Origin of the sequence: Caulobacter sp. ErkDOM-E, from assembly GCF_048541895.1 — a bacterium.
Classification (GTDB): domain Bacteria; phylum Pseudomonadota; class Alphaproteobacteria; order Caulobacterales; family Caulobacteraceae; genus Caulobacter.
Genome location: NZ_CP183331.1, coordinates 3,545,511 through 3,560,778 on the forward strand (window position 1 = coordinate 3,545,511; position 15,268 = coordinate 3,560,778).

At 64.9% G+C, this 15,268-nt stretch carries 10 protein-coding genes; 6 read left to right on the forward strand and 4 right to left on the reverse strand.

Annotated features, from left to right (window positions below):
* The first annotated feature begins 42 nt into the window (after positions 1 to 42).
* Together ACN2C7_RS17340 and ACN2C7_RS17345 are read left to right on the forward strand one after the other, a co-directional pair.
* The gene (locus ACN2C7_RS17340; RefSeq protein ID WP_419321528.1) at positions 43 to 273 is read left to right on the forward strand and encodes a hypothetical protein; all 231 of its coding nucleotides are present in this window, start codon (positions 43 to 45) and stop codon (positions 271 to 273) included.
* Positions 219 to 821, forward strand: coding sequence for an ATP-binding cassette domain-containing protein (locus ACN2C7_RS17345; RefSeq protein ID WP_419318637.1), 603 nt, complete (start codon positions 219 to 221; stop codon positions 819 to 821). The genes ACN2C7_RS17340 and ACN2C7_RS17345 overlap by 55 nt, the downstream gene beginning before the upstream one ends.
* Positions 822 to 888: 67 nt before the next feature.
* Here the strand turns inward: ACN2C7_RS17345 and ACN2C7_RS17350 are convergent.
* The 3 genes from ACN2C7_RS17350 to ACN2C7_RS17360 all read right to left on the reverse strand — a co-directional run bounded on the left by ACN2C7_RS17350 (position 889) and on the right by ACN2C7_RS17360 (position 5,428).
* Positions 889 to 1,643, reverse strand: a protein-coding gene (locus ACN2C7_RS17350) for an IS5 family transposase (protein ID WP_419318639.1) whose coding sequence is annotated in 2 segments (ribosomal slippage) — positions 889 to 1,322 and positions 1,322 to 1,643 — 756 coding nt in all. Because the reading frame shifts where the segments join, the coding sequence is not laid out codon by codon here.
* A gap of 169 nt (positions 1,644 to 1,812) precedes the next feature.
* The gene (locus ACN2C7_RS17355; RefSeq protein WP_419318641.1) at positions 1,813 to 2,238 is read right to left on the reverse strand and encodes a response regulator; all 426 of its coding nucleotides are present in this window, start codon (positions 2,236 to 2,238) and stop codon (positions 1,813 to 1,815) included.
* The gene (locus ACN2C7_RS17360) at positions 2,228 to 5,428 is read right to left on the reverse strand and encodes a PAS domain S-box protein (RefSeq protein WP_419318643.1); all 3,201 of its coding nucleotides are present in this window, start codon (positions 5,426 to 5,428) and stop codon (positions 2,228 to 2,230) included. Before ACN2C7_RS17360 ends, ACN2C7_RS17355 begins: the two co-directional genes overlap by 11 nt.
* Positions 5,429 to 5,968: 540 nt before the next feature.
* On the opposite strand from ACN2C7_RS17360, the gene ACN2C7_RS17365 reads away from it, so the two are divergent.
* The 3 genes from ACN2C7_RS17365 to ACN2C7_RS17375 all read left to right on the forward strand — a co-directional run bounded on the left by ACN2C7_RS17365 (position 5,969) and on the right by ACN2C7_RS17375 (position 10,749).
* Complete coding sequence (locus ACN2C7_RS17365; protein ID WP_419318645.1) at positions 5,969 to 6,109, forward strand: hypothetical protein; 141 nt, start codon at positions 5,969 to 5,971, stop codon at positions 6,107 to 6,109.
* Between the two features lie 191 nt (positions 6,110 to 6,300).
* Positions 6,301 to 7,254 carry an ROK family protein gene (locus ACN2C7_RS17370; protein WP_419318647.1) on the forward strand — a complete coding sequence of 318 codons (954 nt, stop codon included), beginning with the start codon at positions 6,301 to 6,303 and terminating at the stop codon, positions 7,252 to 7,254.
* Between the two features lie 57 nt (positions 7,255 to 7,311).
* The gene (locus ACN2C7_RS17375) at positions 7,312 to 10,749 is read left to right on the forward strand and encodes a glycosyl hydrolase 2 galactose-binding domain-containing protein (RefSeq protein WP_419318649.1); all 3,438 of its coding nucleotides are present in this window, start codon (positions 7,312 to 7,314) and stop codon (positions 10,747 to 10,749) included.
* Here the strand turns inward: ACN2C7_RS17375 and ACN2C7_RS17380 are convergent.
* Positions 10,746 to 11,972, reverse strand: a complete 1,227-nt coding sequence (locus ACN2C7_RS17380) for an ROK family protein (protein ID WP_419318651.1) — start codon at positions 11,970 to 11,972, stop codon at positions 10,746 to 10,748. The genes ACN2C7_RS17375 and ACN2C7_RS17380 overlap by 4 nt on opposite strands.
* A 382-nt stretch (positions 11,973 to 12,354) precedes the next feature.
* On the opposite strand from ACN2C7_RS17380, the gene ACN2C7_RS17385 reads away from it, so the two are divergent.
* Positions 12,355 to 15,237, forward strand: coding sequence for a TonB-dependent receptor (locus tag ACN2C7_RS17385; protein ID WP_419318653.1), 2,883 nt, complete (start codon positions 12,355 to 12,357; stop codon positions 15,235 to 15,237).
* Positions 15,238 to 15,268: the final 31 nt, after the last annotated feature.

Sequence of the window (15,268 nt, forward strand, 5' to 3'; positions counted from 1 at the left end):
CTCTCGACAAGCGGGATCTCACGAGGGGCTCAGGGGCTTTCCATGGATGTTCGCGAGGCGCGCGACGACGCCAATTGGGCTGAGCAGGCCGCCTGGGCCGGTCCGTTTTCACGCAAGCGCATCGGATCGGTCATCACGCCGCGTTTGCAGGAACTCATCCTGCTCCCGACCGAGAAGTGCAATTTCCGGTGCACGTACGCCGGGGTGTCGGCGGGGGAATGCCTAGTTATCAAGGGGGGGCGGGCTGCGGCAAGTCCACCCTGGTCAAACTGATTTGCGGATTGCTCGAGCCAACCTCGGGGCGGGTTCTTGTGGATGGTGTAGCTCCAGCCCATCCGATGACCGGGTTCGCCAGCGTTCTACAAAGTGATCGCCTGTTGCCAGGGAGCCTCCGTGACAACGTTGCGGTTTTTCGACGAGGGATCGGCGACGAAAAGATTTACGAGGCGCTCGGGATCGCAGATCTCGAAGACTTCGTGCGCAAGCTTCCTATGCGGCTGAACACCCAAGTGGGTGAAAGTCTCAGCGGGATATCCGGTGGTCAGCGACAGAGGATATTGCTTGCTAGGGCGTTGTTGGGGAGGCCAAAACTTCTAGTTCTGGATGAGGCGACGGCGAGCCTTGATGTGGATTCCGAGCAGAAAATTATAAAGGCGATCAGAGCAACGGGAACTACGCTCGTTATCGTCTCCCATCGGCCCGAGGTCTGGAGGTTAGGCGACCGCGTAGTCGATTTCGTCGGCGGGACCTTCCGCGACGTGGAACAACAGGACGCGCTTCGGGGCGTTTCCGAGGAATCGGCTCCTAGCGCGGCGGAGTAGATCGTCCGCCTTGCTGCCGGAAACCGGCTCTATCGATTCGCACAGGCCGCGTTCATTGTTCGCTCTTTTAATCGAGGTATGGCGAACAAACCTTGAGGTGAGCCCACAGGAAGACGGTGGGCCATCGATCGTAGCGGGTGGCGACGCGACGCCAGTCTTTGAGCCTGCCGAACAAGATCTCTATGCGGTTTCGGCTTTTGTACCGGCGCTTGTCGTAACGGACAGCCTCGGTCCGAGATTTCCGACCCGGGATGCAGAGCGTGATGTCCTTGGCCTGCAAGGCCTCCCTGAACCAGTCCGCGTCATCGCCCCGGTCGTCCAGCAGCCATTGCGCCCTGGGCAGGCTGTCCAGCAGGGCCGCCGCGCCAGTGTAGGCGCTGACTTGGCCCGCTGTCATGAACAGGCTGAACGGGCGTCCATTCGCGTCGGTCACGCCATGCAGCTGGATGTTCATGCCGCCCTTGGCGCGTCCGATCAGCCGCTCGAGGCCCCCTTTTTGAGCCGCAGGCTCGAGGCCGTGCGGTGCGCCTTCAGATAGGTCGCGTCGATCATCACGGTACGGCGTTCGGCATTGCCAGCGGAAAGCCCCGGCAGCATCCTGATGAAGACGCCCGCCGCGCTCCACCGCTTCCAGCGGTTGTACAGCGTCTTATGTGGGCCATAGGCCGCCGGCGCGTCATGCCATCGAAGCCCGTTGCGATTGACGAAGATGATCCCGCTCAGCACCCGGCGATCATCCACTCTGGGTCTGCCGTGGCTCTTGGGAAAATGCGGCCTGAGCCGCTCAATCTGCTCGCCCGTCAGCCAATAGAGGTCGCTCACATCCAGTCTCCTTGCAGAGCCTGAACCAGAAAAAGAGCATCACACCAATGGGTCCTGAGCCTAGCGGGCGCCTGCTTGGTCCACGCTCAGACCGTTGGCTGGGCCGGCCTGGTTGCGAAAGCGAACCGCACTTTCGCCCCATGGAAGGCCGCCAAATCTGTTGGCGCGACTACAGCAGAAAAACGTTTGACGACGCTGTCGGCGCCACAGGCCTGGCGCGCAGCAGCCGCGCCACGCGCGCCAGAAGCAAGGCGTCGCTGAAGGGCTTGGCGAGATAGTCCCGCGCACCAAGGGCCAGCGCTTCCTTGACGTCGCCGGGCGCATTGCGGGCGGTGAGCATCATCACCGGGATATTGGCCACCAGGGGGCTCTTTCTGATGTGGCGCAGGACGCCAAAGCCGTCCAGGCGGGGCATGCTGACGTCCAGGATAATGGCGTCCGGACGCGTACTGTGGATGCCGTCGATGGCCTCCCATCCATCACGCCCGAAGACCGTGTCGTAGCCCGCCAGGCTGAGCCGGGTGGTCAGCAGTTCGAGGAGATTGCGGTCATCCTCCGCGATGAAGATTCGCCGCCGACGCGCCTCAATCGGCATCTTCGCTCTCCCCCTCATGATACAGGGCGCGATTGATCTCCGTGATCAGCGCCCGCGCATCAAGCGGCTTGGCGACCATGCCGTCAAAGACACCTTCAGGCAGCGCCCCGCCGACATCGGCCGAGAAGGCGATGATGGGCACATTTCCATTGAGGGCGACCTCACGGATCTGGCGGGTCGCCTCCACGCCGCCGATACCCGGCATGCGCAGATCCATCAGGATCACATCGAACGGCTCGGCGCTGGCGAGCCCGACCGCCGCCTCGCCGTCGGCCGCCTCCGTCATCTCGGCGCCAAACACGCGCAGGACCGCGCAGACCAGATCGCGATTGACCGCACGGTCGTCGACGACCAGCACGCGGCAACCCTCCGGAATGACCACCGCCGCCTGGCTATCGGTCCCGGCTTCGCCGAGCGAAACCTTTGCGGCCGGAAGTTCGAACCAGAAGCAAGACCCCTGGCCCGCCTGGCTGGCAGCGCCGATCTGGCCGCCCATGGCGTCCACAAGCCCCTTGCAGATCGCCAAGCCCAACCCTGTCCCGCCGTGCTTGCGCGTGGAGGAGCCGTCGACCTGGGAAAACCGCTTGAAAAGCTGATCCAGGCGATCGGCGGGTATGCCCGCGCCGCTGTCGGTGACGGTTACCCGAAACAGGCCGGTTCGCGCCGTCCACTTGGCGGCCAGCTCCACTCGACCGCTGTCGGTGAACTTCACGGCGTTCCCGATCAGGTTGAGCAGGATCTGGCGTATCCGATCAGAGGCCAGAGTCAGACCCGGGGGCAGGCCATCCAAGCCGGTCATCACCAGGTCCAGACCCTTTTCCTGGGCCTGGCCCGAGAAGAGGTCCATGGCGTCTTCAAGGATTTGTCGCGGGTCGCTGGGGGTAACGACGATCTCGACCTGACCGGCCTCGAGCTTGGAAAAGTCCAGGATGTCGTTGACCGTCGACAGCAGCGCCTTGCCGGCGTTGGAGACGCGATCGACGAAACGGCGCGTGGCCGGCGAGAGTTCGGGTTGATCCTCGATCAGCCGCGAGAAGCCCAGCACGGCCGTCAAGGGCGTGCGCAGTTCGTGGCTCATGTTCGACAGAAACTCGGCCTTCACCACCGCCGCGGCTTCAGCTTCCGCGCGGGCCAGTTTCAGGGCCTGCTCCAGCGCCTTGCGGCTGGTGATGTCGCGAATGACATCCTGGATCGCGGCCAGCTTGCCAGTGTCCGCGTCGAAGAACAGCTTGGGCTGCCCTTCCACCCAAACCCAATGGCCGTCCTTGTGCCGCCCCCGAAACTGGAAGGGCTCGGAGATCGCGGAAGGCCCCCTGGCGATCAACTCGGCATAGTAGACCATCAACAGCGGCGCATCGTCGGGGTGGGCCATGTCGATGACCTGCCGGCCGACCATCTCCTCGGGGGCGTAGCCGAGGATAGGGCGGCATGCGGGTGAGACGAACCGGATCTCGCCACTCGGGCCGAAGGCGGCGATCATGTCGCTGGCGTTGTCGGCCAGCAGGCGATAGCGGCTTTCGTTGGCCGCCAATTCGGCCTGGATACGGCGTTCATCGGTGATGTCGCGAACCGTGCCCATGATGAAAGCGGGGGCTCCGTCGGCCCCCATCTCGATAATCGAGCTGCCGGAGATGTAGCGGTCCCCGCCGTCCGGACGGACGATGCGGGTGATGACGTTGTTGTCGGCCTCACCTGTCCTCAAGCGCTCGACGAGCCTGGCCCTGGTCCGGGCCTGTTCTTCGGGATGGACTAGGTCGTTGAACATCTCGATGGCCGGATGTTCGACGCGCTCCAGCCCATAGATTTCGAACATCTTGGCCGACACATCCAGATCCAGGGCCTTCAGGTCGTAACGCCAGTAGCCGACGCCGCCGATATTCTCGGCCAGTCGCGCTCGCTGGGCCTGTTCGCGCGCTTCGTCGCGAGCGGTCGCCATCTCAAGTTCCAGGGCCTTGCGGTCAGAGATATCTCGCGCGACAGCAACGATTTCCTGGGGCGCGCCGGCCGCATCGCGCACCAGCTGAAGGTTTGCTTCCACCCAGACATAGTGGCCCAGCTTGTGCCGCGAGCGGTGCTGCAGGGTCGTCTGGTCAAGGCCGCGCGACATGGCCTCGAACACCGACATCACCCGCTCACGATCGTCGGGATGCAGCACCATCGGCACGGTCAGGTCGATGGTTTCCTCGACGCTGTAGCCCAGCAGCTTCTCGACGGCGGGTGAGATGAAGCGGCCCGCGCCCGCGAAATCGTAGCGGGCGATGACGTCGCCGGCATGCTCGGTCACGAGCCGGTAGCGTTCCTGACGGCGTTGGAGGCTCGCGATGGTCTCGACGGTCTCGGTGATGTCCTGGAACAGGCCGAGGACCGAGGCCGGCTTCCCGTGATCGTCCAGCTCGCAAACCCCGCGCGAGATCACGTGGCGCACGGCGCCATCGGCGCGCATCAGGCGAAGACGGAACTCAAAGCCATCCCCGGTCTGGCTCGCATGGGCCAGATGGCCCATGACCATGGCGCGGTCATCGGGATGATAAAAGGCCACGGCGTCGTCTAGATCGGGGTCGAAGCTTTGGCGGTCTACGCCGTGGATGGCGTAGACTGTGTCGGACCAAACGACCTTGTTGGTGACGAGGTCCCGCCGCCATTGGCCCACCCCGGACATGACCTCGGCGATTTCAAGAAGCCGCTGTTTTTCGCGGGTCTGGCGGTTGGCTCGCGCCAGTTCAAACTCGTCGACGACAATGCGCGCGAGCAATTTGAGTCGCTCCAGCTCCGCGGCGCTGGGGCGCGGCCGCGGCTTGTTGTCGATGACGCAGAGGGTTCCGAGATTGTGGCCCTCCTTGGTGGTCAAGGTCGCCCCGGCATAGAAGCGAATATCGGGCGCGCCCGTGACCAAGGGATTGTCCGCAAAGCGGGGGTCCAGGGTGGCGTCTTCAACCACCATCACCGCATCGGCGCCCATGGCGATGGCATGGGCGCAGAAGGCCTGATCACGCGGCGTCTCGGACGCCTCCAGGCCCACCTTGGCCTTGAACCACTGTCGATGTTCATCGACCAGCGAGACCAGCGAAATGGGCGTCGCAAACAGGTTGCCGGCCAGACCCGCCAAGCGATCGATGGCGGCGTCGGCCTCGGTGTCCAGCACCCTGTACGCCCGCAAGGCGTCCAGCCTTAATACTTCGCGTTCGTCCATGCTGTTCGCTCGCAATCGGCTGGCATGCTCAGATGGGAACCATCACGGCAAATCCGTGCGTAGTCTAGTGGCACGGGCGGGATAGGCGCGTATCCCCGTATTGTGTTTTGGGTATTGGCGCTCAGCTCGCGCAATAGATGTTCAAATCATGATTACCGAAACCTTTGCGAGAAATTTACTATGATAGCCAGAAGTTGGTCGTCTCTGTGGAGCGACTGACGCATAATGGACTGGTTAACTGGATAGTTACTTTGCGGAAAGCGAGATCAACGCTCTGAGCAATCTCAACTTTCCAGATGTTCGTAGAGCTAACGGGCTGCCGATGAATACGCTCGACGCAGGCGGGCGCCTGTACGGCGCGTCGCAAGAGGGCCTATCGATGCGTCCCATCGGCGAGACGATATGCCAACGCCTTGGCCCAGACGATCTGCGACCGGCTATGCGTAACTTTCTCCGGTCCGACCCTCCCCTCGTCGGGTTTGCGCAATTGAGCCGTGCGGCGACCCCGGCTAATCTGGGTCAAAATCTGGGGAGGTCCGTGTGAATCTGAAGCTGGCGATTCCGATCGTCCTGATCCTGGCGGCGACGCTCGCCTGGACGTTCGCGGCTCCCTATGTCCAGCATTGGAAGGCCCGCCGGGCGGCGGCGCGGCGGCGGCTGGCCGAGGGCCGCCAGAAATAGGTCCTCGCTTACAGCGCTCCCCGGCACAGCCCAAGGTCCAGAGACTCGAGCGTCCCAACCGCCCGAGCGTCCTCAATCATCGTCCGGGCAAATAATAAAACAAATTGTTTTTATAAATGCCTTGTGATCTGTCTTGGCCAAGAACGGCCGGGGACGAAACGTTGGACGCGGATAGCAGAGCGACGCGCAGCATGCGCATTGGCGTCGATGTTGGCGGCACCAAGATCGAAGTCGCGGCGCTGGCGCCCGAAGGCGGCTACGTCTCGCGTCTCCGCGCCCCGACTCCGGCCTCTTATGACAGCGCTATCAGGACCATCCGTGATCTGATTGACCAGACAGAGTCTGCCACCAACGCTCGCGGAACAGTCGGCATGGGGGCGCCCGGGTCGGTCTCACCGACCTCTGGTCTGGTGCGCAACGCCAATACAGTCTGGCTGAACGGCCGCCAGCCGGGGAAAGATCTGGAGCAGGCCCTTTCGCGCCCCGTTAGAGTCGCCAACGACGCCAATTGCCTGGCCCTGTCCGAAGCCATCGATGGGGCTGCCGCCGGATTCAGGACCGCCTTTGCGGTAATCCTGGGCACGGGCTGCGGCGGCGGCGTGGTGGTGGATCGGCGACTGGTCGAGGGCGCCAATGGCGTCGGCGGCGAGTGGGGCCACCTTCCCCTGCCCTGGCCAGCGGCCGATGAGACGCCCGGCCCCGCCTGCTGGTGCGGACGGCGCGGGTGCCTGGAGACATGGATCTCGGGCTCGGGCCTGCAGCGCGACTTTCAGAGCCGCACGGGTCGCGCCCTGAAGGGCGAAGAGATCGTCAACGCTGCGGCGACCGGCGACGCCGAGGCCGCTGCAGCGCTGAATCGGCTGTTCGAGCGCCTGGGCCGGGGCCTGGCGATGATCTGCGACATTCTTGATCCCGACGTCTTCGTGTTCGGCGGCGGGCTGTCGAAGGTCGATGCGCTCTATCAGCGCCTGCCGGACCTGATCGCGCCGCATGTGTTTTCCGACCGCTGGGCTGCGAAGCTGGTTCCGGCGCGCTGGGGCGACGCTTCCGGTGTGAGGGGCGCGGCGATGCTGTGGTCCCAGCCCGATCGGCCTGCCGACGGCTTGGTCCCCGACACCCCGATCCCGGCGTCCACAACGATCTGAACAGAAAATGCAGCCGGACGGTCACGTCACCGTCGGCGCAAGGAGGAGGAAACGATCATGGGCAAGCACTCTCACTTCGCTCGCGCCATGGCGCTGATCGCCATGACCGCCACGGCCGCCACGGCCGGCTCCGGCCTGGCCCAGACCGCGGGGCCGTTCAACCTTACCTTCCCGGCCGGCGGCGACGAGATCGCCCGCGACCTGCCAGGCTTTGCGGCCGGCGCCGTCTTGCCCGCCGACAGCCCCTGGAGCCTGAGCGCCTGGGTGCGCCCTTCCGAACGCCCCAGGGGGCCGGCCCTGATCGCCGGCGTCGGCGACCCGACCGGCAAGGGCCGCTATCTCGTGCTCGACCCCAGCGGCTTTGGCGCAACCAGCGGCGGACGGACCATACGCGCCGACGCCGCCTGGCTGCCCGGGGAGTGGCATCAGGTCACGGCGGTCTTTGACGGCGGCGCGGTGCGCCTGTTCGTCGATGGCCATGCGGTCGGCGCTGGAACGCTGCCCGGCGATGCGGTGACGGCGCGCCTGCGACTGGCGCCGCGCAAGGTCGCGGGCTTTGCGGCCTATGCGGGCGACGTGGCGGGACTGCGCTATGACGGGACGGCCCTGGCGCCCGACGCGGTCACCGTCCTGGCCGGGACACCGCCGAACGATGCCTTGACTGTCTTTGACACCGGCAGCCCCACCTGGCCGGTCCAGGTCCGGCAGATGTACGGCCAGACCGCGCCGCAGGATCCCTGGACCCTGCCCCGCAGCAAGGCTTCCGCCAATGTTCCCGTCGCGATCCCCGCCTATTCCGGACCGGCGCTGAAGGCTGACGGCGAAGGGCTCTGGACGCTGAAGCGCTGGTCCCTGATCGACGCGCCCAGCATCTCGGCAGGCGGCGGCGCGATCTCCCGGCCTGGCTTCAAGGCAGAAGCCTGGCGCGCGGCGACCGTGCCCGGCACCGTGCTGACCACTCTGGTTGATCGCGGCGTCTATGCCGACCCCGATCACGGCCTCAACAACATCCTGATCCCCGAGAGTCTGAACCGGCAGGACTACTGGTATCGCGCCACGTTCGACGCCCCGGCTGAAGCGGCTGGAAAGCGCCTGCTGCTGACGTTCAAGGGGATCAACTACGCCGCCGAGATCTGGCTCAACGGCCAGAAACTGGGCGACATGAAGGGCGCTTTCATCCGCGGCCAGTTCGACGTGACCAAGATGCTGGTCGCCGGCTCAAACGCCTTGGCCGTGCGGGTCTCGCCGCCGCCGCATCCGGGTATCGCCCACGAGGAATCCCTGACCGCCGGGGTCGGCGAGAACGGCGGCATGATGGCGCTGGACGGGCCGACCTTCGTCGCCTCCGAGGGCTGGGACTGGATCCCCAGCGTCCGCGATCGCAACACCGGGATCTGGCAGGACGTCACCCTGCGGGCCACGGGCGAGGCACGGATCGGCGACGCTCAGGTGGTGACCACCCTGCCCCGCGCCGACAACAGCCAGGCCGATGTCGAGATCATCGTTCCGATCGAGAACCTGGGCGACAGGCCCGCCAACATCACTGTCACCGCCGCCTTCGACGGCGTGCGGGTGGAAAAGACGGTCCTGGCTCCGCCCGGCGTGTCGGACGTGCGCTTCACGCCTGCCGCCTTCCCGGCCCTGGCCGTCAAGAACCCGAAACTTTGGTGGCCCAACGGCTATGGCGCCCCGGCCCTGCACGCCCTGACCCTGACGGTCAGCCAGGATGGTCAGGCGTCGGACGAACGATGCATCCGCTTTGGCATGCGCCAGATCACCTATGAACTGTCGCTGATCAACCCGGCAGGCCAGCTGCGCCGGGTTGAGGTCGATTTCGCCAAGGCCCGCCAGCTGGGCCAGGATATCACCGACGGCAGCCATGAGGGTATCCGCAAGGTGCCCGACGGCTGGGCCACCTCCCTGACCGCCGCCGGTGACGCCTCGCCCGCCGTGCGCGACGTGCCCGAGGTGGGCCTGTCGCCGCATCTGGTGATCAAGGTCAACGGCCGCCGTATCGCCGCACGCGGCGGCAACTGGGGCATGGATGACTGGCGCAAACGGGTCGAGCGTGAGCGGCTGGAGCCCTACTTCCGGCTTCACAAGGAGGCCAATCTCAACACCATCCGCAACTGGGTGGGCCAGAACACCGAGGAGGTTTTCTTCGACCTGGCCGACGAGTACGGCCTGCTGGTGCTGAACGACTTCTGGGCCTCGACCCAGGACTACCAGTTGGAACCGCAGGACGTGCCGCTGTTCCTGGCCAACGCCGCCGACGTCATCAAGCGGTTCCGCAACCACCCTTCGATCGCCCTGTGGTTTGGCCGCAATGAGGGCGTGCCGCAGCCGATCCTCAATGAGGGCCTGGAGGCGCTGGTCCACGATCTGGACGGCACCCGCTGGTACACGGGCAGCTCCAACCGGGTGAACCTGCAAAACAGCGGTCCGTATAACTATCGCGAGCCCGAGAGCTATTTCAGCGACCACGCCAAGGGCTTCTCGGTCGAGGTCGGCACGCCCTCGTTCCCGACGCTGGAGGCGTTCAAGGCCGCTGTGCCGGAGGCCGATCGCTGGCCGATCAGCGACACCTGGGCCTATCACGACTGGCATCCGACCGGGAACGGCGCGGTCAAGACCTTCCAGGACGCCATGGCCGCCAAGCTGGGTCCGCCCACCAGCCTCGAGGACTTCGAGCGCAAGGCCCAACTGATGAACTACGAAACCCACCGGGCAATGTTCGAGGGCATGAACGCCGAGCTGTGGACCAGATCCTCGGGCCGGCTGCTGTGGATGACCCACTCGGCCTGGCCCAGCACCATGTGGCAGATCTACAGCCACGACTATGACACCCATGGAGCCTTCTACGGGGTCAAGAAGGCCGCGCAGACGGTGCATATCCAGATGAGCCTGGCTGATCACCGCCTGGCCCTGGTCAATAACGGCGGAATCGACCTGAAGAACGCCAAGGCCCGCGTACGGGTGCTGGCTCTGGATGGCCGCCTGCTGTCAGATCGCGCCGTGACCCTGTCGGCCAAGGCCGATAGCATCAGCGTCGGCGAGGCCCTGGACCTCAAGGCCTTGCTGGCCGCACAGGGCGCGGTCCTCGTGCGTCTGGATCTGAGCTCGGCGAAGGGACAGGCGCTGAGCGACAACAGCTACTGGATCGCCGGCGACGCCGCCGGCTCGCGCAAGCTGTCGGCCATGACGCCCCAAGCCGTATCGCTAAAGACGACGCGCCGGACGGACGGTGACGAGACGGTGCTGACCGCAAAGGTGACCAATACCGGCGCCGCGCCGGCCCTGAACCTGAAACTGACCCTGACTGACGCGCAGGGCCGGGCCGTGCTTCCGGCCTATTACAGCGACAACTATCTGACCCTGACGCCCGGCGAGGAACGCCCGATCGAGGTGCGCTATCGGGCGGCGGCGGCCAGCGGCCCGCTGGACCTGAACCTGAGGGGCTGGAACGCCGCGCCTGTTGCGGTCGCCGTACCCTAAGGCGTTTTCCGCAAGGTGGCCCGCGACGGCAGAAGCTGGTCGATGATCGGCAAGATGGCCGCGCCGATCGCGGGGCCATCGGCCGAGGTCGCGGCCCGCCTCGCCCGGGCGATGGCCGGCAATCCGGTCAGGGCGGCCAGCCGGGTGTTGAGCGCCGTGGCCAATTGGTCGACGATCGCGGCCGGCAGGCGGCCACCCAGATAGACCGCCTCGGGATTGATCAGACAGCTGATATTGATCATCGGATCGGTGAGGGCGTCGGCGGCGCGCTCGATCCAGTCGCTGATCAGGGCCTGGCCCGCCGGCGGCAAATCCAGCAATGCGCCCGGATCGGCGACCGAAAAGCCGCCCATCTCGATCTGGGCGTAGAGCGCCGACAGCGAGACGACCGACTGCACCGAGACGCCGTTCGAGGCGCCACCGAGCGCGGCGCGCGACGGCAAGAAGCCCAGTTCGCCGCTGCGTCCGTCGGCGCCGCGGAAATGCTCGCCCTCGATGATCAGCCCGCCCCCCAGGCCGGCGGCGATCAGCACATAGAAGAAGCTGGGCTTGCTCAGGCCATGGCCATACTGCAGTTCGGCGAGGGCGGCCGCGGCGGCATCATTCTCGACGAACACCGGCGGACCGCCAACGTCGGTGAACAGACTGGCCGGATCCAGGCTGTTCCAGGCGTCGAAGCTGGCGGGCCGATGCGGCAGGGCCACCTTGCCGAAATCGTCAGGCAGGGCCACGCCGATACCCAGCAGCCGATCGGGCGTGGGCAGCGACGCCAACAGGCCCCGACCTGGTTCACCCGTCCAGAACGCGGTGACATCCTGGGGCAACGGAAAAGCGATCTCCTGGCTGGCGCGGGCGCGGACTTCTCCGGCGAAATCGACCAGGGTCGCGGTGATATGGTCGCGATCAATATGGATGCCGATCGAGAAGCAGCCTTCGGGATTGGCGATCAAGGTCATGGCCGGCTGGCCGCGCCCGCCCTGCAGACGCCCGGCTTCCAGCACCAGGCCCATATCCATCAGGCGCTTGGTAATATTGGCGACGGCTGGCGGTGTGAGGCCTGTGGCTTCGGCCAGCTCCACGCGCGTCACCGGCCCGCGCGCGCGCACAGCCTGCAAGGTGACGCGCTGATTATGGTCGCCCACTCGCTCCAGATTGGCGCCCGAGAAACTGGCCCCGGCGCTACGCCGCCGGGTCGAGGCCTCCGGAACGAATTGATTGACCAAAATGGTATGCCTTTTGAAAGTCTTCGCCACACCCTAGCCGCCAAGCGGAAGGTCTGACAGCGGCGAGATACCCGTCAGGCCAATTAAAACAACTTGCAATAAGAAATGAACCGCTGTTATCTGACGGCAGCTGACAGCGCTGTCGCATGAAATTGACAGCGCTGCCTTGAGGCCTCACGGCTTCGAGTTACCGGCCTAACAGAGCCGGGATCAGCAAGGGGAGGATGCATCAGGCATCCCCAAAACCAGCGCGGTTCTACCCTGGAGGGTCAGCCCTCCAGGCATGAGCCTCCGCGTTAACTTTGCAGAGGGGTATTGGGTCTTGAGAAAGTCATTCCATCGGTCCCGCGTCGCGTTGCTGACCGCAACCTCGGCGCTCGCCATGATCGCCGCCAGCCAGGCTCACGCCCAGCAGGCGGCCAACACCGAAGTCGAACAGGTTGTCGTTACAGGCTTCCGCGCTTCGCTGGCCAACGCGCTGAACGTCAAGAAGAACTCCAACCTGATCATCGAGTCGGTCACCGCCGAGGACATGGGGAAATTCCCCGATCAGAACATCTCCGAGTCGCTGCAGCGCCTGCCCGGCGTGCAGATCGACCGCGAGAACGGCCAGGGCACAAAGGTCCGCATCCGGGGTCTCGATCAGAACGTCACCCTGCTGAACGGTGACACCTTCCTGTCGGGCCTTGAAGCCTTCCGACTGGGCGAAGGCAACAACAAGCAGACCAATTCGCTGGAAGGCATTCCGTCCGACCTGCTGGCCGGCGTCGATGTCATCAAATCGCCCCGCGCCGACGTGATCGAAGGCGGCCTGGGCGGCACGGTCAATCTGAAGACCCGCAACGCGCTGGACCTGCGGGACAACACCACCGTGTCAGCCGACGTGCGCTACAATCAGGGCTCGTTCAAAGGCAAGGGCAAGCCCCAGGTCTCCGTCGTCCTGGGCCACAAGTTCTCGGACAATTTCGGTCTTCTGGGCAGCTTCACCTGGGACAAGACCAACGTCGACACCGAGATCCTGAGCGGCGAAAATCGCGGCAACTGGGCATTCCGGGGACGCAACACCGCCACCGGCAACAACCAGGTCGCCACTGGGACGACCAATGTCTGGTCGCCCGAATATCGCTACACGAATAACCGCCACCAGGAACGCGAACGCACAGCCTTCTCGCTGAACGCCGACCTGCGCGCTTCGGATTCCCTGACCCTGCGGGCCGACTGGTTCCACTCGGACCTGAAGATCTTCACGGGCGAGCATTCCCTGAAATGGGCCTATGCGAACGAGAACGCGACCTACAACGCCCAGGGCCTGTCCAAGGACAGCAACGGCGTCCTGCAATCAGGCCTGGTCACCGCCAACTCTTCCGAAGGCGACACCTTCGCCAAGGACGCGGAAGCCAAGACCGACAACGTCCAGTTCTCGGCCGATTGGGACAATGGCGGCCGACTGAGCGCCAAGTTCCGCGCTGCGGTCTCAAAGTCCGACTACGCCTCGAACTCCGCCCAGGTCGACACGCGCTACACCCAGTACGGCGTGCGTGACGGCGGCGCAGGCTTTGCGCCCAACGCCACGGCGCCTCTGGTCGCCACCTACGGCTATACCAACGGAGCCTATCCGCTCTTCACGCCGGCCGCGAACCTGGCCGCAGCGATGGTCAATCCGACCTCGGTGTTCTTCAAGTCGCACTGGGCCTTCGGCGACAAGACCCAGATCGACGACACGGCCCTCACCGCCGACTTCAAGTACAAGCCGGCGTTCGCCGAGGAAGCCAATCTGGTCTTCAGCTTCGGCGCCCGCTACTCGGATCGCGAGATCGATTCGACCTATGGCCGTTACCTGGCCGACTACTCGGCCAAGGGCGAACTGCCGGCCAGCGCCCAGGGCACGACCGACCACGGCGTGTTCGTTGACTGGACGCCGCTCGGCTACTTCCAGGACGGCGCCATCGGCCTGAAGAAGTGCGACATCGCCTTCTATGGTTGCGGCCGCTTCGGCAACTCGCCGGCCGTGGTCACGCCGTACCAGACCGCCGCCTCGGCCCCCAGCCGGGCGGTCACGGACACGGTTCACGGCGTTGCCGCGATCTTCCAGGACTATGGCCAGATGAAAAATCCGGTCGGCTGGATTCAGGCGCTTTACCCCTCGACCAAGTTCGCCTTCTACAAGGATCCGATCGAGTCCTTCAAAATCCAGGACAAGACCACTTCGACCTACGCCATGGCCGATCTGGGCGACGCCGATGACGCCTATCACATCAATGCCGGCGTCCGGATCGTCCACACCAAGCTGGTCATCGACTCGTCCAACACGCCGGTGACGCCGCTGTGGTGGGGCACCGACAGCTGGAACGGCGTGCTGAAGAACCCCGACGCGTCCAACACCGTCCGCGAATACACCGACGTGCTGCCCAGCCTGTCGGGCGTGTTCGAGGTGAGCGACACCGACAAGGTCCGCGCCAGCGCGGCCCGCGTGGTCTCGTCGCAGAACCTGTTCGATCTGGGCCAGGGCGCTTCGTACAACTTCACCCGCTCGTCCAACCCCGGCCCGAACCTGGACAAGTTCCTCTACACCAACGGCAGCGGCGGCAATCCGAACCTCGATCCCTTCCGGGCCTCGCAGTTCGACATCGCCTATGAGCACTATTTCGGTAGCCAGGGCCTGCTGTCGGCCGGCTTCTTCTACAAGACGGTGGACTCGTTCATCGTCTCCAACACCTACAGCGTCACCGTGAAGGACCAGTCGGTCGCCGGCGCCTCGGTCGGTCCGTTCTCGTCGGTCGTGAACGGCGCGGGCGGCACCATCAAGGGCGTCGAACTTCAGGCGCAGTACGCGTTCGACTTCGGGGTCGGCTTCACCGCCAACTACACCTACTCGGACTCGGAATCTCCCTACAGCAACGACTACTCCAAGAGCCTGCCAATCCCCGGCGTCTCGAAGAGCGCCTATAACCTGCAAGGCTATTACGAGACCGGGCCGTTCTCGGCGCGCCTCTCCTATGCCTGGCGGGACAAGGCCTTTGTCGGCAACTATGGCTTCGGTGCTGGAGCCGATGTCCATACGCTTGGCATCTATAACGACGCCTACGGACAACTGGACGGTCAGGTCGCCTTTGCGGTGACCCCGGCCCTCAAGTTCACCCTGGAAGGCTCCAACCTCACCAAGGAAGACGCCAAAACCTACCTGCAGTTCCCGAACCTGCCGTTCCGCTTCGTCGGAGGCGACCGTCGCCTCTCGGCCGGCGTGCGGTTCAAGTTCGGCATGTAGTCTAGCCTGCCCTGACGGCGGGTAACTATTC